Below are 19,758 nucleotides of genomic sequence, written 5' to 3'. Positions count from 1 at the left end.
GTTTGGCACGCTTCAGCAGCTTTTGATATTGCAGCTCGCGCCTGGCGTAGATCTCGACTCAAGATCCGCTGCAGGCGGACTCGGCGGCGCTGATCTGGTCCGCGTGCCGGGATCGCTGCCTTTCGCCGATGGCGCCTTCGACGTCGTTTTCTATAAGGGTGCAGTCTCGACGAGAACATTCGAATATGGGCAGCCATGCAGAAGGTGCTTGACAGTGCCAAACACCGTCCCACTGATCTTCGCGGCCGAAGCCGGTCGGCTAGCCGGCGATGCTGGAGACCGTTACCCGATGAAGACAACAGAGGCGCGCGAAGCCCTCCTCGAACCGGCGCGAAAAAGCGATTCCGATAAGCGCGGCCGCAAAGCGTCGAAGCAGACAAGGCAGGTTCAACTGATCGAAGCGACTATCGATTCATTGGCCAAGCGCGGCTATTCGGAAACGACTATGGCCGACGTCGCCGACGGCGCCGGCCTGTCGCGCGGCATCGTCAATTTCCATTTCGAGAGCAAGGAGAAGCTGCTCGTCGCCACTTTGCGGTACATGCATGACGAGTATTCGGCGCATTGGCGCAGCGCCTTGCAAAGTGCCGGCGATGATCCCGCCCGCCAGCTGCAGGCATTGGTGGCGGCCGATTTCGACCGCTCGATCTGCAACAAGCGGAAGCTGGCTGCCTGGTGTGCCTTCTGGGGCGAGGCCAAATCGCGACCGAAATATCAGGCGCTGAGCAGCGCACGCGATGCCGTCTACCAGAACATCTTCATCGATCTTTGCGCGGCGCTCAAGCAGAGCGGCTTCTATGCCTATGAGCCGCAAGTCATGGCGCTGGCGCTCAGCGCCATGCTGGATGGTCTGTGGCTGCATTTGATGATGGGCACCGAGGACGCCACACGCGAGACGGCGCTGCAGGCCGCGAACGAGTTCCTGTCTGCGGCATTCCCCAAGCACTATCCGAACTCCGCAGCCCGCGGTGCCAGGCCGGCGTGAACCATCAAAAAGAGGGTGGGACCAGCAATGAAGACAATGATCCGGCCCCTGACATTCGAGAAGATCAAGGCCGGCTAATGAAGTTCAAGATCGAACGAGCCGATGTGGCGATCGTCGGCGCCGGCTTCACCGGCCTGTCGGCCGCGCATGAATTGGACCACGCCGGCATCGATGTCGTGCTGCTCGAGGCCCGCGACCGTGTCGGCGGCCGCGCCGAAGCCGTGCAGAACGGGCTCGGCGAGCGGATCGACAGCGGCGGACAGTTCCTGTGCGAAGACATGCCGGAACTAATGGCGTTGGTGCGAGCGCGCGGCAAGACATTGGTCGAGACCCATGTCGCAGGCGAATTCGTCACGCAGCCGCGAATGAGCGAGGCGCAAGCCGTGCGCACTTACGGCACCGCGATGCGAATGCGCGAGCGGATGAACGCGATCGCACCGACAGACCCGACCATTGCCGGCTTGACGGTCGCGGCATGGCTCGATCGCCAGGCCGATCCCGACGATGCGAAGGCCGCCTTTCGGTCGATGATCGAGGGCCTGTGGTGCCTGGCAATGGAAAGGCTGCCGCTGTGGTACTTGATCGACAATGATCGCCGCATCACCAACGAGGTGTCGGAGCTGCAGTATTTCGTGGGCGAAACCATGCATTCGCTGGCGGATGATCTTGCGCGGGATCTCGGCGATCGACTGCGGCTGAGTACAGCTGTCGAGGCCATTGAGCACGGCCCGGGAGGGGTTCGCGTCGTTTCGCCTGCCGGCGCGATCGAGGCACGAGCGGTACTGGTCGCCGTACCGCCGATGATGGCCTCGAGAGTGGATTTCGTGCCGCCGCTGCCGGCTGTGCTGAAGAGGGCCCTCAGCGTCTGGCAAAGCGGCGCGGTGATCAAGATGCTGGTGCGCTACCCCAAGGCTTTCTGGCGCGACAGGGGCTTGAGCGGCATGGTGATGTGGCGCGACCCGCACGGGCTTTTTGCCTGCGATGCCAGCAGGGACGAGGATCATGCAGCACTTGTCGTCTTCATCGGCGGGCCGCTGGCGCAGCGCTGGCGGGATATGGACGACGCGGCGTTACGCGCAAAGGTGACGTCAAAGCTGGAAGAGGCGCTCGGTATCGAGGCGGCCGGCATTATCGATCTCAGTTATCGCGACTGGACCGGGGATCGCTGGAGCGGCGGCGGTTACAGCGATCTGATCGTCGATGCGACGGCAACTGATGCCGAACGCATTATCCGTGCGGGCGCTCCGCTGGTCCATTTTGCCTCGTCGGAGCTGTCGCCGTCATTTCCGGGCTATGTCGAGGGCGCCATCGTCGCCGGCCGCATTGCTGCCCGAAAAATTATTCAGTCGGCCATCGACAGCAGAGCCTCGGGGCCATAAGCGAGGCGGATCAAGCTGCGGAGCGGGATCGACACGCATTGCCGCGAGCTCGGCCTGCTGGTCAGGCCGCTGATCAATATGTGCGTCATGTCCCGGCGCTGATCATCACGCGCGAGCAGATCGACGACATGGTGTCGATCCTGCGCCAAGGTATTTCGCGCACGATGGACGATCTGCGCCGGGAAGGGGTGTGGCGGGGATAAGCGTTTATGACTGGCGATCTCGCCGGTCGTTTGGGCCATATCGGGTTTCCAGGAGGCGAACTGCCGTCCTGAACTATGCGTGCTGTGCCCGCGTTCTGGCGGCCTTCTGCGCCGCCGCCTTCCTTCCGCTGGCGCCTTTCGTCTCGGCGGCCTTCTTCGCGGCGGCCGAGCGCTCCTCAGCCGTCCGGCGCGAGGCCGCACGCTTGGCCTGCTGCGAGAGCGCCTCGTGCGACGCCGTGCTCTTCGGCTCGTGCTCGAGCACCTTGGAAACGGCCTTCGAGACCCGCGGGCGGCGTTTCGGCGTGCGTTCGCCCTGGCCGGCCTCATAGGCGTATTCGGCGCTCTTGCGCGTGCTCTCCTTCACCTTGGCCTTTTTGGGCGGGGGCAGGTCTACGCCTGCGCGCCTCGCCTCGGAAAGCCCGATGGCGATAGCCTGCTGGGTCGACCGCGCGCCGTGCTCGCCGCGGCGGATTTTATCGATCTCCTCGTGCACGAACTCGCCGGCCTGGGTGCTCGGCGATTTGCCCTCGCGCTTGTCCTTTCGGGCCTTCTCGATGGTTTTCTTGTCCGGCATTGTCTTTCTCCCACATACGGGTTGCGACAGCCTTTCGGGTTGCCGCTGCGCGCGGTCTTATGAGGATCATAACGCGTTGAGGACGCAAATGATCCCGGGACTGGTGATCCAAGCCCCGGCTGTCAGGACGTCGACGCCGATCCGTCCGAAATCAGATGGCGCAAGAACCATTGAGTAGCGAGATCCGCGACTTCGTCCAGGGCGCCGGGCTCCTCGAACAGATGTGTCGCGCCAGGGACGATGGCGAGCTCCTTCTCGCCGCGGAGCGCCACCAGCGCCGAGCGGTTGAGTGCGATCACTTGCGTGTCCGCGCCTCCGACGACGAGCAAGGTCGGCGCCCGGACGCGCGGCAGGGCGAGCGCTGCGAGATCGGGCCGGCCACCACGCGAAACCACGGCCGCGGCCTGGTCGGGCCGCTCGGCCGCCGCCACGAGGGCGGCACCGGCGCCCGTGCTCGCGCCGAAATAGCCAAGACGCAACCCCGACGTGTCCGGCGAGGCGCCGAGCCAATCCGTGACGCCAACCAGCCGATCGGCGAGCAGTCCGATATTGAAGCGCAACTCGGCCGTGACCTGGTCGATCCGCTCCTCTTCGGCCGTCAACAGGTCGACGAGGAAGGTGGCGAGGTTCGCCTCGTTCAGCCTTGCGGCCACGTAGCGGTTGCGCGGGCTGTGGCGGCTGCTGCCGCTGCCATGGGCGAAGAGCACGAGGCCAGGAGCATCCGGGGGCAACGAAAGATTGCCCTCGAGCGTGACAGGCCCCGCGGGAACATGAACGACGTGCTCGCTATGCCGGTCCATATCCACCTCCGCTATGGCGATCTGGTGCCGCGCGCCGGACCCGCGCCCGCGTGCCCAGCCAACTCCTCTTCGGAAGCGGCAGGCTTGTCGGAAGCTGCAGGCTTGGGCACGGACCTGGCGAGCAGCGCGCGGACCTCTTAATCGCTCGTCTGCGAGAAATCCACGTACCAGCGCCCGACACCGAGCAACGGCTCTGGTGTCGTCGCGCAAACGACCTCGTCGGCGTCCGCCCGCATCGCGTCGCAAGTGTCGGGGCTACCGACGGGAACGGCCGCGACGATACGGGCGGCGTGGTTTTTTCGCAGCGCCTTGATTCCGGCCCGCATGGTCGATCCGGTCGCAAGCCCGTCATCCACGAGGATAATGGTCCGTCCATTCAACTGCGGTGGGGGTCGCCCGGCCCTATAGAGGTGCTCGCGGCGCAGAAGCTCTTTTTCCTCCTTTGCAGCGACCGCGTCGATGACATATGGCGGGATCGCGAGACCGCTGACGATTTCGTCGTTCAGGACACGTACGCCGGAGGGCGCGATCGCCCCCATGGCCAGTTCCTCGTGGCCGGGGACGCCGAGCTTGCGCACGACGAAGACGTCGAGCGGTGCCTTGAGTGCCTGCGCGACCTCGTAGCCGACCGGCACGCCGCCTCGGGGCAGCGCCAATACGATCACGTCGTCGCGGCCGGCAAAGCGAACGAGCTCCCCGGCGAGTTGCCGCCCGGCCTCGCGGCGATCTGAAAATATGACGGCCATGACCTTCAATCCGCGTGCATCTGTTTTCCCGGTGGATGTGCTTTCACCAACCTGCGGCTACATCCCGTGGGATGGCTGATCGGCGACAGCAAATAAAACTCGTCCGCCCATGAGGATGTTCCGCACGCCGGCCGGGAAAGGCGGTCCGAAAAACCCCGGAATGCGCATCGGGGAACAACCGGCAGGTAGGACTGTTTGGTCACATCCGCCGTAATCGGATTTGAACGGAAGGAGGATTCGATGAACGCCACTGGACTCGACGTATTCGACAAGACACTGCAGACCACGAACATCTGGCTCGACGAGATCATGGACGAGATTGGACCGGATCGGCAGGTCGCCTGGCACGTTCTCGGAGCGGTGCTACACGCCCTGCGCGACCGTATGCAGCCGGATCTTGCAGCCCACCTCGGCTCGCAGCTGCCGATTCTGGTGCGTGGCGCCTTCTATGACCAATTTCAACCTTCCAAGGCTCCCGAGAAGGTGCGGTCGCTCGACGAGTTTCTGGCCAAGATCAAGGCGGAGCTTGAATTCACCCGTCCGGTCGATTCCAAGGATGCATTCAGGGCCGTGTCCAAGGTGCTTGCCCATCATGTCGGAGAAGGACAGATGCACAAGGTCTGGGAATCCCTGCCAGGAGAGATCAGACGCGTCGCCGAAGCTCAGCAAGCGGCGTGAACGGCGCCGGCGCGGGTTTCTTGGTCGCAATCTTCTTGGGGAAACAGCAATGCCACTCACCCTTATCAGCCCGGCGTTCCCGGCAGGCGGAAAAATTCCCGAAAGGTATACGCGTGACGGCCAGAACGTCTCGCCGCCACTGAAGTGGTCCGGCGTTCCGGATGGTGCCAAGAGCCTTGTTCTTGTCGTGTTGGATCCCGATGCGCCAAGCGGGACTTTCGGGCATTGGGCGGTATTCAACATCCCGCCCGATGCCGGCGAACTCGCCGAGGCAGCAGACGGCAAGCCCGGTCCGTCGGCACTCAGGCAGGGCACCAACGATTTCGGCAATGCCTATTACGATGGCCCGCAGCCGCCCGTAGGGCATGGCGTCCATCATTACCATTTCCGGCTGGCCGCGCTTGATGTGCCGAGCCTCAGCGTACCGGGACAGGCGGGCGTGCATCAGGTCTGGAAGCAAGCCCAGAAACACGCATTGGAGGAGACGGAGTTGGTCGGAACCTACGAACGGCCGGCGTGACGCGGGCGACGTCGGTCGCCGCCTTCACAACGTAATCTGGGCAAGCGGTTTTCGGGCAGGGCCGTGGATGACCGAACCATCGGCCGCGAAGATCGAGCCGTGGCAGGGACAATCCCAGGTGTGGTCCGCAGTGTTCCAGGTTACGGTGCAGCCCTTATGGGTGCAAGTCGCCGAAACCGCCTGTAGTGCGCCTTCGGTGTCTCTCCACGCCGCAATCTTTTCCTCTCCCCTGACGATCACGCCCCCCATACCACGCGCAATGTCGTGGGTGCTCGAGACGATCGATTGACTGCGGCCGTTCTTGTGGAAGTCCTCAGGATAGGGCCGGGCCGGATCGTAGAGTTTTTGCCATGGGCTCGGGCGGCCGCAGATCAGGTCGGCGATCATCGCGCCCACGGCCGTCCCGTTGGTGATGCCCCAGGCGTTGAAGCCGGTGGCAATGTAGAAGCCGGCTGCCTTGGTGGGATCGGGCTCGCCGGCATATGGAATTCTGTCTGCCGTATCATAATCCTCATTGCACCAGCGCCACGCGACGTCGCCGACCGAAAGGTTCTTTCTTGCCCATTTTTCCAGTTCGACAAACCGTTTGGCCACGTCGCCGTCCCAGCCGGTGTTGAACTTGGGGCCGAGCGTGACCAGCAGCGGCCCTTCGGCATCATGGCCCGTGCGGATGGAATGCGTCGGGTCGTCGATGCCGATGAACATGCCGTCGACAGTAAAGGGATCGTCGATCCGAAAGGCCATGGCGGTGTGGCAGCGCGGCTGCGTCCGGTTCGCCATGCCGATGGGGCTCTTCACCGTCATGTTGGTGGCGACGACGACATGCCCGGCATCAACGGCGCCGCCATCGGTGACGATGCGCCAGCGGCTTGCCTCGTCGATCGAGGTGGCGCGGCTGTTTTCGAAGATCCGACCGCCACGGGCCGTCACCGCTTCCGCCAGGCCAACCAGATACATCGCCGGATTGAACTGCGCCTGGTCAGAAAACCGTAGCGCGGCGGCCGTTTCGAAAGGCAGCGGCGCGTGGTCGAGGATCTCGGCCTCCAGCCCGACCTGGCGCGCGGCCTCCGCCTCGGCCGCGACCTCCGCGCGCCGGCTTTCATCGCAGGTGTAGGTGTAGGCGTCCTTGCTCTCGAGATCGCAGGCGATGGCGTACTCGCGAACCCAATCGCGGATCTGTCGGGCGCCGGCGGAATTCGCATCGGCGTAGACCTGCGCCAACTCCCGGCCGACAGTGTCGATGAGATGACGATAGATCAGTGCATGCTGCGTGGTGATCTTGGCCGTCGAGCGGCCGGTCACCTGTCCGCCCGTGCGCAGGCCTTCAACGACGACCACCGACCGGCCTGCCTCGCAAAGGCGAAGCGCCGTCGTCAGCCCGACAATTCCAGCACCCACGACAACGGCGTCCGCACGGATCGAACCTTCGAGCTGGGGATAGTTCGTGGATCTGGCTGCCGCTACCCAACAGCTTCCCGGTTTTCCCAAGAGAATGGCCATTTCAACCGCGCTCCTTGCGTCTTCCATCGACAACCGCGCCGGCAGGGGAACGTTCCCGAGCTTGGTTGCTTCTTTCAGTCATTGTCCCGCCACCCCGGGTCAGAAAAGCACCGGGAAGGCGCGAGGTGCAGGCCATCACCCAGGTGATCGCCTCGCGGTCGTATTCGTCGCCGGAGCGCCAGTCCTCGAAGAAGGCATTCAGCCTATCGACACGCCCCGGCCAGATGCCGGCGGCTTGCAGGCCGAGCGATACGCCGTAATTGGTGAAGGCGAACTTGGTATCGCGCAGCCATGGCGCGCGGCTGAAATAACCGGGCGGGTCGACCCACATCGTTTCCAGGGTTCGCAGCGAACGCCTCGTCTGGGCCTCGGCCCACGGCTCGTCGGGAAAGAAATGGGCGAGCCACAGCATCATGCCGAGGCCGAGGTCCTGGTCGACGTCGAGTGTGCGCCAATCGCGCTCCATCAGGTCACGCATCTGCGCGATCTCGGGCGCCAGTTCCTCTTCGTCGAGCATGCGATAAGAGACGTAGCCGTCATAGGCATCCATGCTGCCGAGGCCGTAGCCGGGGTAAGGACCGCTCAAATCCTCCTGCATCTTCCAGATCACGCCGCGGCCGGGGACCACAAACGCCGGGTGAATGTCCCGCGCCAGCGCAATGCCGCGTTCGCGGTATTCCGCCTTCAGATCGCCGAGACGCGCCAGGGCAAACAGCCACATCGCCAGATAGTGGAAATACTGGCCGTCGCGATCGGCCGCTTCGCCGATCCTCAATCCGCGCCGGCGGCCGAGCACACGCTCGACATCCACCACCAGCCGCTCGGCCTCGTCCAGCCAGCGCTCTTCGCCAAGTTCCGTATAAAGCGAGACGTAGAGCACGACCCCGAATGCATCGGTCCACAGATATCGCAAGCCGTTGGGCCAGATGCCTTCGGCGCGCATCCAGTCGAGTTTTTGCAGGACATAATCGACGTCACGCAGCATTGCGCCAAGCCCCGTATCCACGGCAGACTTTGCCGATGTTCGGCTCCATGCGATTGCGAGCATGCGGAATATCTGCCTCAGGTTGATCTGGCCTGATATCGCCAAACGATCTGATCGGCGGCGGGGTTCCTTGGTCGCTTCCACCGGCCGCGACCGGGAACCCTCGACCTGATCATGAGTTTCGGGTCCAGGCGCTCACAACGGGATGCGGGAGGTTACCAGTCATTTTCGGAGCCTTTCAATCGAGGAGGCAAAGTTGCGACACCGCCAAATCAGAGTTGACGGAATTACTGTCTTCTTTCGCGAGGAAGGGCCGGCCGACGCTCCCGTGCTTCTGCTGCCGCACGGCTATCCCTGTTCCTCCTATCAGTTTCGAAGGCTGATGCCCGGACTGGCTGATCGCTGGCATACGTTCGCCCCGGACTTTCCTGGCTTCGGCTATAGCGCTACGCCCGACATGGCTGCATTCGGCTACGATTTCGAGACCTATGCCGGGTTTTTGGCGGCTTTCGCGGACACGCTCGGCCTGTCCCACTATGCGCTCTGGCTGCACGATTACGGCTCGCAGATCGGATTGCGCCACGCCATCGCCTATCCGGAGCGCATTGCCGCGCTTATCATCCAGAACGGCGACATCTACGAAGACGTGCTCGGCCCGAAATACGCAGCCATCAAGGCGTATTGGAACGACAAGACGCCCGACAAGCATCGCCCGCTGGAAGAAGCGGTGAGCGAGGAGGGCTTCCGGCACGAGTTCATCGGTGAGGTTGGCGAGGCCGTGGCCGAGCGCGTGCCACCGGATCTGTGGAAACTCCATTGGCCTCTGATGGACACGCCGCCCCGTCGGCGGCTCGCGGTCGGCCTGATGGAGAAGCTGGAGGCGAACCTCAACTGGTTCCCGAAATACCAGGCTTATCTGCGCGAACGGCAACCACCGACACTGATCGTCTGGGGTCCTGAGGATGGCTATATGCCGGCCGCATCGGCCCGCGCCTACAAGCGCGACTTGCCGCAAGCAGAGCTCCATCTCCTCGATGGCGCCGGCCACTGGCTATTGGAAACCCATTTCGATGAGGCGCTTGCGTTGGTGCGCGACTTCCTCGCGCGTTCACAGCCGAGCACCGATGCAACCGTCTGGTAACCTGTTGAAAACGTGGTGATCCCGACAGGGATTGAACCTGTGACCTACAGATTAGGAATTTGTACCTTCATCAGCATATTACGCTGCCTGTAGCTGACATTCACGGCAACCAGCACCGAGACCCCAAAGTAGCCACTTGTTCGAGGAAATGCCTTGGCAGATCTTGTGGAGGAGATGCCGGCCCGCCGTGGGAGGTGCCGTGCGCCGGGGCCGGCGTCCGGAAGCCCTCCAGGGAACGAACGCGCGGGTGGTGATCGCGAATTCGACCCTATGGAGATTTGACGAGAACTGCCAATACTCCTCAATAAGGCTCTCGCCGACATGGTCAGACACGGTCCAGGAACTCGAGCACCCGGCGCGTGAGCAGTGCGCTGGCAGCAGCGTCGTACGACGGGAGCGAGCTGTCGGCGAAGTAGTGCTGGTCGCCGGGATAGAGGAACAGCTCCGCGTCCTCGACCTTCTCCACGATCTCGCGAGCGGCGTCGATGTCGCCCTCGCCGATGAATATCGGGTCGTTATCCATACCGTGGATCTGGACCGGGACGCCGTCCGGCCAGGGTCCGAACGCCCACTCGCCGCTAATCGGCAGACAGGAGTGGAAGAGCAGGGTTCCGCAGGCACCGGGTCGTGTCTGTGTGAGCTTCTGCGCCGGCAGTACCCCGAACGAGAATCCGGCGTAAACGAGCTCGGGCGTCAGTTCGCCGGCGACGCCGACGCCGCGCTCCCGCATGTCGTCGAACCCGATCTCACCGATGTAGGCGAGACCCTCGTCAATACTCTGGAATGTGCGTCCGTCGAACAGGTCCGGCGTATGCACGGTGTGCCCGGCTGCCCGCAGGTCGTCAGCGAACGCGCGCACGCCGCGAGTCAACCCTTGTGCGTGGTGGAACAGCAGGACCTCGGCCATGGGAGCCTCCAGGTGGGACGTGGATTGCGAATCGCTTCGCAGAACTGCAAGCGATTTCGCTGTGCATCGAAGAACTTCCAAATACTTCCAAATGATGATCCAAATGATGACAAGCCTCGGCGCATCGTCTTTTCCCGGCGTGACGACGCGAGGGCCGATCTACACCAACAGATAGGCGGCGACGAAAATGCTTCCGGCGTTACCTGCGTCCGCCAGACGGACGCACCGCGGCGGTAGTCTTGGTTCGAATTTCCGCCAAGGTCAATTTTGGGGTCACTACGAAACGCCATCCTACGAAAGTGCCACTAGAGCTCGCCAGCTGTTCACAGCTGCTCTACACGCTCGGTCCTCGACAAGCCGGCCAGAGAACTATCCTTCTTGAAGCGACGCGGGATCAAGAGGCGCGTCGCCTGGCCGGACGTGACGCGCAGGAGAGGGCATCTTTGCAACCGCGACGATCACTCCGGCACGCCGGCAATACCCAACGCTTCGACGTAGTGCTCGGCGAACACCTTGTCCCGCCACGGGTTGATCTGCCTCTGCAGGCCGAGCGTGTAGGTCGGGAACGCCTCCATCAGCCGCCGCGCCGCCGCCTGCGCTTCGTCCAGCCGGTTGAGTTTGACCAGCGCCATGATCACCACCCGGTGCGAGGAGCCGTAATTCGGCATCTCGCGCAGCGCTCGTTCTCCCCAAGCCAGCGCTTCCTCGTAGCGTTCGAGCATCAGGTAGCTCATCCCGATGCCGGAGAGCGCGATGCCCTTCTCGGGGTCGACCGGACTCAGCCGCATCGCCCTGTGGAAGTGCTCGATCGCAACGAGGGGGTGGCCGGAATGGGCGTTCACCCAGCCGCTGCCCGTATGGCCCTGCGCCGAATTGGGGTTGAGGAGCAGGGACCGTTCGATCGTGTCCAGCGCCGTCTCGTAATCCTTGGCGCTGTAGGCGATCACCTGCGCGGCGAAACGCAAGCTTGTCGGGTCGTCTCGCGCGTCCGCCAGCACCTCGCGGGCCATGCGCACGGCGACGCGGATATCGTCGGGCTCGTGCCAGCACTGACTCACCGACAGGCTGCGGATATAGGCACCGAGTGCCTTCGCCAGGGTGAAGTCTGGGTCGATGCTGAGCGCCTCGTTGGTGAGCCGGCGCACGTCGGCGAAGCCTTCGCGCGTCATGCTGTAGAAGCGCGGCAGCGCACGAAGGTAGAGGTCGTAGGCACCGATGTAGTCGGTCGGCTTCATGCGCGCCTGCTTGATCTCCTGCAGCCGGATGCTCGGTTCGACAGCGCCGACGACGCTCTCGGTCACCTTGTCCTGCAGGTCGAAGATGTCGCTCACGTCGCCCTCGAAGCGGTCGGCCCAGACATGGTGTCCGCTGATCGCGTCCACCAACTGCCCACTGATGCGCACCCGCGATCCTGCTCTGCGGATGCTGCCTTCGAGCACGTAGCGGACGCCCAGCTCGCGTCCGACCTGGCGCAGGTCCACCGCCCGGCCCTTGTAGGTGAAGGACGAGTTGCGGGCGATCACGAAGAAGGAGTTCACCCGGCTCAATCCCGTGATGATGTCCTCCACCAGGCCGTCGGCGAAGTATTCCTGGTCAGGATCGCCGCTCATGTTGGTAAAAGGCAGAACCGCGATCGAGGGTTTCGCGGGCAGCGGAGGCGATGCAGTCACCGAGGCGCCGGCGTCGGTCTCGACGCGGTAGGCGCGCACAGGCCGCTCGATGTTCTTGAGGCGCAGATTGCCGAGCGGCGTGAAGCTGCAGTCGAGCTTGCCCTGAAGGTGGTCGTAGGCGGTGCCTGAGACGACCACGGTGCCGGGGTCGGCGATGCCGTCGAGGCGGGCTGCGATATTGACCCCGTCGCCGTAGAGGTCGCCGTCCTCCTCGCAGACCACGTCGCCGAGATTGACGCCGATGCGAAAGCGAATCCGCTCTTCCTCGGGCATCTCCGCCTCGTGTTCTGCCAGGGCCTGCTGGATCGCCATCGCCGACGCCACCGCGTTGACGACGCTCGCGAACTCACACAGCATGCCGTCGCCGGTGAGCTTGACGATCCGACCCCGGTGCTCAGAGACCAGCGGCTCGAGCAGGTCCTTGCGGTAGATCTTCAGCCGCTCGAGCGTGCCGCGCTCGTCGCGCTCCGTCAGGCGCGAATAGCCGACCACGTCGCAAACCATGATCGCTGCGAGGTGGCGCTGCGTGGTCATTGCACCGCTCGACCAAGCGCCTGCGCGCGGGCCGCCCCGCGTCCATGTCCTGGCACCTTCCAGACGCCCCATGTGCATGGTATCCGTCTCTCTCAGTCGCCGCCGGTCGCCGATACAGAACGGAAAACGCAGCTCGACTTTGCCTTCACGAGATTTCGCTATCGCGCTTGCGAGGCGTGGAGCGATCCAGTCGCCGCGCTAACAGCCAACCGGCGATACGCCCACGCAGCCTCTGGGGACGCTGACACGCCACTCCTCCCAGAAGGCCGGAGATATTTACTGCCCTTGGTAACCGGTTGACGCCACCGTGGCGGTGCTTTTGTCACCGCGATGTAACAGCGAGATGCCTACGAACGCGCATCAGGCATCACCAGACGTTCGCGCTTAGAGGTGCTGAGGTCGTTGGCTAGCGCGGAACGTCTGCCAACGAGCTTAGTGCCCGGCGGATAGAATCGCGCGAAAATGGCTTCTCGACAACTGGTCGACCGGCCCGTTCAAGGAAGCGCGCCGCAGCGCCGCCGAGCGTGTCGCCGGTAACGAAAACGAATCGCTCCGCTATGCCCGGGGTTGCCTGACAGGCCCAGTCGAACAAGGCGGGGCCGTCGATGTTCGGCATCCGCAGATCGCAAAAGATCACATCGAAAACAGCACTCATCAGCGCTGCCTTGGCGCCGGCACCGTCCTCGACGATCCTGACGGCAAAACCTTCAGCCTCTAGTAGTTCTGCCACCGTTTCTCCAACCTCCCGTTCGTCATCGACCACAAGGGCGGTACAGCCGATGTCCGCGACCGAGTGAGCCGCAACACCTTCGACTGAATCTGACGAAGTGCAGGCCTCCACCGGCAACAGCAACCGGAAATGCGCGCCGTCCGCACGGTCAAGCAGGGTCAGCCGCCCATTGTGCGACTGCACCACGCCGAGCGAGAAAGCGAGCCCGATCCCGGTGCCCGCGCCCTGAGCCTTGGTGGTAAAAAACGGATCGAAAATGCGGTTCCGGATCTCGGCGGGCACACCGGGGCCATTGTCGGCGATCACGATCTGGAGGTCATTGCCTTCAAGCGACGTTTCGATCTCGATCCGCCGCGGTGCCGGTATCTCCTGCAGGGCGTGTTGCGCGTTGACGATCAGGTTGTAGAACACCTGATGCATCTGGTCAGGGTCGACTTCCAAAGGCGGCAGGCCCTCGGCGAGCCGGCATTGCACCTCGATGCCTGCCGTGCGCAAACCGTAGCCGGCGATGTCAAGAACTGCGCGGATCAGATCGTTGACGTCGGTACTGCGGCGCTCCGGCTGGCGTTGTCGCGCCATTGCCAGGAAAGTCTTCACGATGCGCGCGCAGCGCTCGGCGGCGAGTCTGATCTTGCCGGCCCGCTGTGCATGGGCGGTTCCGGCTAGAAATTCTTCCAGCAACTGGGCCTGCGCGACGACGACCGCCAAGGGGTTGTTGAGTTCGTGCGAAACGCCGGCAAGCAGCGAACCAAGTGCGTTGAGCCGCTCACTCTGCGCCAATGCCTCGCGCGACCGCGCCAGTTCGGCTTCAGCCGCCTTGGTTGCGGTGAGATCAAGAATGCTGCCGACGATCACCGGTCGGTCGTCCATCTCGATGTGGCGCCAACTCAGCGACACGGGAAACACGGAGCCGTCCAGCCGCCGAAGTTGAGCCTCCACGCCGTCGGCGCGCGGCTGCTGACGTGACAGGGCCCTGATGCGCCGATAGTCTTCCCGTGTGGCGAACCAGCGGTGCTGGCGGAAGCGGTCCTCGTCACGCGGGCCTATACCCATGATCTCGCGGAAGGCGGGATTTGCGGTAATCAGGTGCCTCGTTCGCGAGTCTATGAACACGACCGGAACCGGATGGTGGTGAGTGAGGTCTCGGAAGCGCCGCTCGCTTTGCTGCAGGCGCTCGGCCGCGCGCTTCTGCTCGGTGATGTCGATATCGAAGCCGCCGATGCGCGCCTGTTGCTGATCGGCCCACAGCACGGGAAAGCGAACGACAAGGCTCCAGGCATAATCGACCGCGTTGCTTAGAAATTCCTCGATTGCAATCGCCTGTCCCGATTCCAGCACGCGGCGATCGTTTTCCGCGATCATCGCGGCCTCCTGCGGCCCGAAAATGTCGGCCGCGCTTAGTCCGATCGCGCTCTCGGCTGGCCGGCCGAAGACCTTTCCCATTTCCGGATTGGCGACCAGATAGCGTCCGTCGGTATCCTTCAGGTACATGCCTACGGGAGCATGCTTCATGAATGCCGCCAAGCGGGCTTCGCTGGCACGCAGAGCTGCGTCGGCAGCGTGGCGCTGCGACAGGTCGCGCAAGCTCGCCGTGAAGAAACGACGTTTGCCGCTCCGGGCTTCGGTGATCGTGAGTTCCACCGGAAACTCGGTGCCGTTCGCTCGCATGGCAGTCTGCTCTGTGCGACGCCCGAGCAACCGCGGGGCGCCACCCGCAAGATAGGCGGCAAGCCCGTTTGCGTGCGCCTTGCGCAGATGCGGCGGGACGATGAGCTCCGAGATCTGTCTGCCGACCGCTTCAGCGCGCGAATAGCCGAAGGTCGCCTCGGCCGCCGCGTTGAATTCCACAACCAATCCGGCTTCGTCCGTGACGATCACGCAGTCGAGCGATGAGCGAACCACCGAAGCGAGGATCGCCTGTTGGAATGCGTTTCCGTCGTCGTCTTCTTGCAAGGGCGGGCTCCGTGACGACCGGTCGGTACGCTGGCCGTCGGGCCGGCAAGGATGACGATTATCGTGAGTTCCGGCAAGATGCCTGAATCCGACCGCAGTACGGTGCGGGGTGGGGAAACGCTTGCACCAGCAGGACAAGGAGCGCCATTTGCTGGCCCTCATGGCGCGTTTCGAAACCTGCGGTTCGCGCTATGACCTGATGCGACCCTTCTTTGCTCCGAGTGCCTGACCGCGATGCCGCGATCTCGTGGTACACCGGAAAGCTGGATTTCAGCGTCGTGGATACCGTACCTTCTGGCGACGATATGACCTTCGTCTTTCTTTCGCCGGCAGTGGATGACGGCTTCCGCCTTGAACTTCTGGCAGGCCCCGGCGCTGCCGAGCGCCCCGTATACGCGGATCTTGGCGCCAGCCTCGGCCTGTCGGGGTGGCATCACCTTTGTCTTCGCCTGGACGACGTCGATAAGGCCGTTGCCGAGTTGAAGCGCCGTAGCGTGAAAATCGTGCATGAGCCATTCGATGTTCCGGCGATCAGCAGCCGCATCGCGTTCTTCTCCGATCCTTGGGGCAACATCTTCGAACTGATGCAGCCAGTCACCGCCTGATTATCGGCCAAGGAGTTAGCGTCAAAGGCGTCCTTGTCCTGCGCCATGTCTAACGCAGTGGGTAGGCGCCCACACAGCCCAGCTCAGACACACGGACTAACTTCAGACGCGCATGGCCAAGGAACCGGTGGCGAGGGTAGCTTTGTCCGCAGAGCGGCCGTTCCGCACCAGGGCGTCGGCTTCGTTGATCTGGTTAGGGTTCTTTCTTCGGCAGGTCCTTTACAACATCGAGAAAAGCTCGCAGTGCGGGCGGTACGGCTCGATGTCCGGGGTAGTAGACCGCAACTTCTTCCGGTGCTGGCGTCCACGCGGTCAGGACCTTGCGTAGCCGGCCATCGGACAACGCCGCTTCGGCGGCCCAATCCGCCACATAGGCGATGCCCAGACCCTCTATTGCGGTTTCGACCATCAGTTCCTCGTCATCAAGGACGATGGGGCCGTTTGCCCCGATCACCAGTTCCTGGCCTGCGCGTTCGAACTCCCATCGATAGAGCTTGCCGCTGGGCATACGGTGGCCGATGCAATGGTGGCGTTGCAATTCCTCGGGCGTTCCCGGCTCCCCGAAGCGATCGAGATAGGCGGGCGACGCGATACAGATGAACGTCAACGCGCGTGCAAACGGCACGGCGATCATGTCTTTGGGAATTGATGTGATGAGGCGTACGCCGGCATCGAACCCGCTGGACACGATATCGATGAGCCGCCCCTCGACGACGATGTCCACGGTCACGTCCGGATGGCGCTCCGCCATCTGCGGAAGGACCCGGCGAACGAGAAGCCCGGCCACCAATCGCGGTGCGTTGATGCGGACCGTGCCCGCGACATTGCCCCGGAACCCCGCGACGCTGTCGAGCGCCTCGTCCAGCGAGGCGAGCGCCGGCTGAAGACGGTCGAGCAACCGGAACCCGGCTTCTGTCGGCGAGACGCTGCGTGTGGTGCGGTTCAGAAGTCGCACGCCCATGTGTTCCTCGAGCGCACGCATCGCATGGCTCAATGTGGAAGGTGCCGTGCCGACCTCGTCCGCTGCGCGGCGGAAGCCGCGGTGTGTGGCAACGGCGACGAAGGCGGTGAGATCGTTGAGCGACGGGCGGGGCATTGATGGGGATTTTGCATTATCCCATGCCGATTTCAACGGCTAATGCGCGCAATGCGACTGCCCTATCTCCTGCCTGGATCAATTGGAGAAATGAGAAATGGAAAAGACCTGGCTCATAACGGGTGTGTCTTCCGGTCTAGGCCGGCTGCTGGCGGAGAAGGCCCTGATCAGGGGAGACCGCGTCGTCGGTGCCAGCCGCAGCGAGGACGCACTTCCCGACCTGCGTGCAAGTTACCCCGAACGGCTCCGCATCGTCGCAATGGACCTCAAGGACCAGAGCTCGGTCCGCGCCGCGGTCGACCGCGCCTTCGCGGCATCCGCTCGGATCGACCTCGTCGTCAGCAATGCTGGCTATGGCCTCCTCGGCGCGGCTGAAGAGGCTGGCGATGTGCAGGTCCGGGACATCATCGACACCAATCTCATCGGCTCGATCGCACTCATCCGGGCGGCGGTGCCGCATCTGCGCAGCCAGGGTGGCGGCCGGATTTTACAGGTATCGAGCGAGGGAGGCCAGATCGCCTATCCGGCTTTCAGCCTCTATCACGCGACCAAGTGGGGTATCGAGGGATTCGTCGAGTCCGTGGCGCAGGAGGCTGCTCCCTTCGGCATCGAATTCAGCCTTGTGGAACCTGGGCCGGCGCGGACCGGGTTCGGCGGCAACCTCGCGCGGACCAAGCCGCTCGCGGCCTATGAGGGAACACCCGCCGGTCAGATCCGCGAGGCGCTGGGTGTCTCATGGGCGATCAAGGGCGACCCCGACCGCATGACGGACGCAATGATCCGGCTTGCGGATCAGGATGGTCCGCTCCCGAAACGGCTGGTGCTTGGTGCCGAGGCCTATGCCGGCATCCGCAAGGCACTCGGCGGGCGCATCGAGGAGCTCGACCGGCAGAAGGACATCGCGGTTGCGGCGGATTTCACCGTCGAGGAGCTGGCGCGGCTGTGACCCAACCTTTCCCGCCGATCCAGAGCCGCATGGCACCGGCATGCAGCTCCGCCCGTTGATTCCGATAGATGCCCCCGGCTCCGGCCCGGCGCCGTTATTAAGACAGAAGGGAACACGAGATGCCTGCACGTGACGCCATTTTCCCGGCCAAACGCCACGCGTTATACGATATTCATCGATATTCCGCGGCCATTCGCTCTGGCGATCTTCTCTTCGTGTCGGGTCAGGTCGGGAGCCGTGAGGACGGCTCGCCTGAGCCCGTATTCGAGGATCAGGTTCGGCGGGCCTTCGCCAATATGCGTGAGGTCTTGGCCGCCGCCGGGTGTAGCTTCGATGACGTTGTCGACGTCACCACCTTCCACACCAACCCGGACGAACAGATCGAAACGGTGCTGGCTGTCCGCGCGGAAGAAATCGGCGCACCTCCCTATCCGAACTGGACGGCAGTGGGCGTCAATTGGCTCGCGGGTTTCGATTTCGAGATCAAGGTCATCGCCCGCATCCCTTTGACGACAAGCGGTCAGCCAGCGGACAAGCGATGATCGTTTACCCTGCAATTTTCTGCATCGGCGATTTGGGCCGATTTCAGACCGTCCGGTCAAAGGGGCTGGTTCAAGGATAGCTGCCATTCAACTCCCAACCCGGAGCGGACGTTAACTCCAATCAGCCGCAAGGGAGTTTTGATGGGGCGATTGCTGTTATTGACCCGCCAAGCGTGATCGTCCCTTCGTGCGAACAGTAGACAATCCAATCAACTTCCTCAGAGGTCCAATAACCCTCGCCGCTCGTGCCATAGACGAGGTGCCGTACTAATTGGCAAAAAAGTACGGCACCAATTCGCTAAGTTATTGAAAACTTTGGTGATCCCGACAGGAATCGAACCTGTGACCTACAGATTAGGAATCTGCCGCTCTATCCTACTGAGCTACGGGACCACGCGGCCCGACACATAACCGCTTCGGGACGTTTCGCCAAGGGGCAGTTAGGCCGCTCGCTTCGGCTCCACCGCGAACGGACTCAGGCCGAGCCAGGTCTGCATTTTGCGCGCGATATCCTGGTCGCCCGTCAGAACGACTTTCGCCCCGGCCTTCTCGACGGTGATCAATCCCATCCAGATTTCGGTCATGGTGTGCAGGTCGGTCGAGACGTAGAGATCGACATCGAAGCCCGGATCGTACCAGCAGAGGTCGACCTCGCCGTGCTTCTCGACGATCAGCCACCACGACCGTTTGGAGGCGGGGAGCTCCTGATACAGAAATTGTATCACCGTGCGCCCGTCGGGCAGCGGCGACGCGTTGAGATTGCGCCGCATGTCCCACATCAGCAGCGACGGATCGAGGTTCTTCAGCGACAGCCGCGACTCGACCCATTTCTGCCCCCAAAAACCCATCGCCTCGACGACGGAACGCAGATCCCTGCCTGCCTCGGTCATCCGGTATTCGAAGATGCCTTTCTCGCCGCGTACCTCCTTGCGCTCGACGATCCCGGCCAGCTCGAGTTCCTTGAGGCGTTGCGACAGAAGGGTCGGCGACATTTTGGGGACGCCGCGGCGCAGATCGTTGAAACGGGTCGAGCCCGCCACCAATTCGCGAAGCAGAACCATGGTCCAGCGGGTGCACAGCACCTCCGCGGCCATCGATAACGGGCAGAACTGTTTGTATCCGGACTGGGTCACGATGTTGCCTTCCCTCAAACTCCGCCGGAACCATAGGCCTTTCCCGGCAACGCGGCGAGTACAGAAACTGTACCGGCCCAGTACAGATGGCGGACTGGCTGGCGCCGGCCCTGCCATGCGACCCCTTGGCC

The 19,758-nt window shown here is 63.3% G+C and carries 18 protein-coding genes, 1 tRNA gene and 1 pseudogene; 9 read left to right on the top strand and 11 right to left on the bottom strand.

Annotated elements, in window-relative coordinates:
• The first annotated feature begins 289 nt into the window (after positions 1-289).
• From betI to NKH50_RS20245, 3 genes and pseudogenes are all read left to right on the top strand, one after another.
• Positions 290-985, top strand: a complete 696-nt coding sequence (betI, locus tag NKH50_RS20255; RefSeq protein WP_352737995.1) for a transcriptional regulator BetI — start codon at positions 290-292, stop codon at positions 983-985.
• 77 nt (positions 986-1,062) lie between these two features.
• Entirely contained in the window at positions 1,063-2,364 is a 1,302-nt protein-coding gene (locus NKH50_RS20250; RefSeq protein WP_352737982.1) for a flavin monoamine oxidase family protein, read from the top strand.
• Positions 2,365-2,391: 27 nt separating this feature from the next.
• Positions 2,392-2,567: pseudogene (locus tag NKH50_RS20245) on the top strand (aspartate aminotransferase family protein); the annotation flags it as partial.
• A gap of 73 nt (positions 2,568-2,640) precedes the next feature.
• On the opposite strand, the gene NKH50_RS20240 reads toward NKH50_RS20245, so the two are convergent.
• From NKH50_RS20240 to NKH50_RS20230, 3 genes are all read right to left on the bottom strand, one after another.
• Positions 2,641-3,141: a DUF6496 domain-containing protein gene (locus tag NKH50_RS20240; RefSeq protein ID WP_352737980.1), complete on the bottom strand. Its 501-nt coding sequence runs from the start codon at positions 3,139-3,141 to the stop codon at positions 2,641-2,643.
• A gap of 122 nt (positions 3,142-3,263) precedes the next feature.
• On the bottom strand, positions 3,264-3,941 hold the full coding sequence (locus NKH50_RS20235; protein WP_352737978.1) for a dienelactone hydrolase family protein: 678 nt from the start codon (positions 3,939-3,941) through the stop codon (positions 3,264-3,266).
• A gap of 137 nt (positions 3,942-4,078) precedes the next feature.
• Positions 4,079-4,687 carry a phosphoribosyltransferase gene (locus tag NKH50_RS20230; RefSeq protein WP_352880677.1) on the bottom strand — a complete coding sequence of 203 codons (609 nt, stop codon included), beginning with the start codon at positions 4,685-4,687 and terminating at the stop codon, positions 4,079-4,081.
• Between the two features lie 240 nt (positions 4,688-4,927).
• Here NKH50_RS20230 and NKH50_RS20225 point away from each other — a divergent pair, with 240 nt between their 5' ends.
• Positions 4,928-5,365, top strand: a complete 438-nt coding sequence (locus tag NKH50_RS20225) for a DUF2267 domain-containing protein (RefSeq protein ID WP_352704348.1) — start codon at positions 4,928-4,930, stop codon at positions 5,363-5,365.
• A gap of 49 nt (positions 5,366-5,414) precedes the next feature.
• Complete coding sequence (locus NKH50_RS20220) at positions 5,415-5,885, top strand: YbhB/YbcL family Raf kinase inhibitor-like protein (RefSeq protein ID WP_352505044.1); 471 nt, start codon at positions 5,415-5,417, stop codon at positions 5,883-5,885.
• A 24-nt stretch (positions 5,886-5,909) separates the two neighbouring features.
• Here NKH50_RS20220 and NKH50_RS20215 read toward each other — a convergent pair whose 3' ends face one another.
• Complete coding sequence (locus tag NKH50_RS20215) at positions 5,910-7,385, bottom strand: FAD-dependent oxidoreductase (RefSeq protein WP_352704350.1); 1,476 nt, start codon at positions 7,383-7,385, stop codon at positions 5,910-5,912.
• A gap of 1 nt (position 7,386) precedes the next feature.
• Positions 7,387-8,370 (bottom strand): hypothetical protein, encoded by a 984-nt coding sequence (locus tag NKH50_RS20210; protein ID WP_352751183.1) that lies wholly within the window; start codon positions 8,368-8,370, stop codon positions 7,387-7,389.
• A 205-nt stretch (positions 8,371-8,575) separates the two neighbouring features.
• On the opposite strand from NKH50_RS20210, the gene NKH50_RS20205 reads away from it, so the two are divergent.
• Complete coding sequence (locus NKH50_RS20205) at positions 8,576-9,511, top strand: alpha/beta fold hydrolase (RefSeq protein ID WP_352704354.1); 936 nt, start codon at positions 8,576-8,578, stop codon at positions 9,509-9,511.
• A 325-nt stretch (positions 9,512-9,836) separates the two neighbouring features.
• Here the strand turns inward: NKH50_RS20205 and NKH50_RS20200 are convergent, their stop codons facing one another.
• The 3 genes from NKH50_RS20200 to NKH50_RS20190 form a co-directional block, all read right to left on the bottom strand.
• Positions 9,837-10,418 carry a dienelactone hydrolase family protein gene (locus NKH50_RS20200; protein ID WP_352751182.1) on the bottom strand — a complete coding sequence of 194 codons (582 nt, stop codon included), beginning with the start codon at positions 10,416-10,418 and terminating at the stop codon, positions 9,837-9,839.
• A 458-nt stretch (positions 10,419-10,876) separates the two neighbouring features.
• Positions 10,877-12,622, bottom strand: a complete 1,746-nt coding sequence (locus NKH50_RS20195; RefSeq protein WP_352880673.1) for an adenylate/guanylate cyclase domain-containing protein — start codon at positions 12,620-12,622, stop codon at positions 10,877-10,879.
• Between the two features lie 406 nt (positions 12,623-13,028).
• The gene (locus tag NKH50_RS20190) at positions 13,029-15,305 is read right to left on the bottom strand and encodes a hybrid sensor histidine kinase/response regulator (RefSeq protein ID WP_352687345.1); all 2,277 of its coding nucleotides are present in this window, start codon (positions 15,303-15,305) and stop codon (positions 13,029-13,031) included.
• A gap of 221 nt (positions 15,306-15,526) precedes the next feature.
• Here NKH50_RS20190 and NKH50_RS20185 point away from each other — a divergent pair, with 221 nt between their 5' ends.
• Positions 15,527-15,910 carry a VOC family protein gene (locus NKH50_RS20185; protein ID WP_352880671.1) on the top strand — a complete coding sequence of 128 codons (384 nt, stop codon included), beginning with the start codon at positions 15,527-15,529 and terminating at the stop codon, positions 15,908-15,910.
• A gap of 193 nt (positions 15,911-16,103) precedes the next feature.
• On the opposite strand, the gene NKH50_RS20180 is transcribed toward NKH50_RS20185, so the two are convergent.
• Positions 16,104-17,006 carry a LysR family transcriptional regulator gene (locus NKH50_RS20180; RefSeq protein WP_352880669.1) on the bottom strand — a complete coding sequence of 301 codons (903 nt, stop codon included), beginning with the start codon at positions 17,004-17,006 and terminating at the stop codon, positions 16,104-16,106.
• A 97-nt stretch (positions 17,007-17,103) separates the two neighbouring features.
• On the opposite strand from NKH50_RS20180, the gene NKH50_RS20175 reads away from it, so the two are divergent.
• The gene (locus NKH50_RS20175; protein ID WP_352880667.1) at positions 17,104-17,952 is read left to right on the top strand and encodes an SDR family oxidoreductase; all 849 of its coding nucleotides are present in this window, start codon (positions 17,104-17,106) and stop codon (positions 17,950-17,952) included.
• A 119-nt stretch (positions 17,953-18,071) separates the two neighbouring features.
• Positions 18,072-18,494, top strand: a complete 423-nt coding sequence (locus tag NKH50_RS20170) for a RidA family protein (protein WP_254816612.1) — start codon at positions 18,072-18,074, stop codon at positions 18,492-18,494.
• A gap of 316 nt (positions 18,495-18,810) precedes the next feature.
• Here NKH50_RS20170 and NKH50_RS20165 read toward each other — a convergent pair.
• Both NKH50_RS20165 and NKH50_RS20160 read right to left on the bottom strand, forming a co-directional pair.
• Positions 18,811-18,887, bottom strand: a tRNA-Arg gene (locus tag NKH50_RS20165).
• A gap of 47 nt (positions 18,888-18,934) precedes the next feature.
• Positions 18,935-19,627, bottom strand: coding sequence for a winged helix-turn-helix transcriptional regulator (locus NKH50_RS20160; RefSeq protein WP_254816613.1), 693 nt, complete (start codon positions 19,625-19,627; stop codon positions 18,935-18,937).
• Positions 19,628-19,758: the final 131 nt, after the last annotated feature.

The organism is Mesorhizobium sp. M1027 (assembly GCF_040318745.1).
In the GTDB taxonomy this organism is placed as follows: domain Bacteria; phylum Pseudomonadota; class Alphaproteobacteria; order Rhizobiales; family Rhizobiaceae; genus Mesorhizobium.
Note: the sequence above shows the minus strand (reverse complement) of the source record. Positions and strands in the feature narration are given on the sequence as shown.

Coding starts and splice junctions, on each gene's coding strand:
- NKH50_RS20240 (WP_352737980.1), bottom strand. CDS start 3,141: ATGCCGGACAAGAAAACCATCGAGAAGGCCCGAAAGGACAAGCGCGAG.
- NKH50_RS20175 (WP_352880667.1), top strand. CDS start 17,104: ATGGAAAAGACCTGGCTCATAACGGGTGTGTCTTCCGGTCTAGGCCGG.
- NKH50_RS20210 (WP_352751183.1), bottom strand. CDS start 8,370: ATGCTGCGTGACGTCGATTATGTCCTGCAAAAACTCGACTGGATGCGC.
- NKH50_RS20215 (WP_352704350.1), bottom strand. CDS start 7,385: ATGGCCATTCTCTTGGGAAAACCGGGAAGCTGTTGGGTAGCGGCAGCC.
- betI (WP_352737995.1), top strand. CDS start 290: ATGAAGACAACAGAGGCGCGCGAAGCCCTCCTCGAACCGGCGCGAAAA.
- NKH50_RS20220 (WP_352505044.1), top strand. CDS start 5,415: ATGCCACTCACCCTTATCAGCCCGGCGTTCCCGGCAGGCGGAAAAATT.
- NKH50_RS20250 (WP_352737982.1), top strand. CDS start 1,063: ATGAAGTTCAAGATCGAACGAGCCGATGTGGCGATCGTCGGCGCCGGC.
- NKH50_RS20235 (WP_352737978.1), bottom strand. CDS start 3,941: ATGGACCGGCATAGCGAGCACGTCGTTCATGTTCCCGCGGGGCCTGTC.
- NKH50_RS20200 (WP_352751182.1), bottom strand. CDS start 10,418: ATGGCCGAGGTCCTGCTGTTCCACCACGCACAAGGGTTGACTCGCGGC.
- NKH50_RS20230 (WP_352880677.1), bottom strand. CDS start 4,687: ATGGCCGTCATATTTTCAGATCGCCGCGAGGCCGGGCGGCAACTCGCC.
- NKH50_RS20180 (WP_352880669.1), bottom strand. CDS start 17,006: ATGCCCCGCCCGTCGCTCAACGATCTCACCGCCTTCGTCGCCGTTGCC.
- NKH50_RS20205 (WP_352704354.1), top strand. CDS start 8,576: ATGCGGGAGGTTACCAGTCATTTTCGGAGCCTTTCAATCGAGGAGGCA.
- NKH50_RS20225 (WP_352704348.1), top strand. CDS start 4,928: ATGAACGCCACTGGACTCGACGTATTCGACAAGACACTGCAGACCACG.
- NKH50_RS20170 (WP_254816612.1), top strand. CDS start 18,072: ATGCCTGCACGTGACGCCATTTTCCCGGCCAAACGCCACGCGTTATAC.
- NKH50_RS20195 (WP_352880673.1), bottom strand. CDS start 12,622: ATGACCACGCAGCGCCACCTCGCAGCGATCATGGTTTGCGACGTGGTC.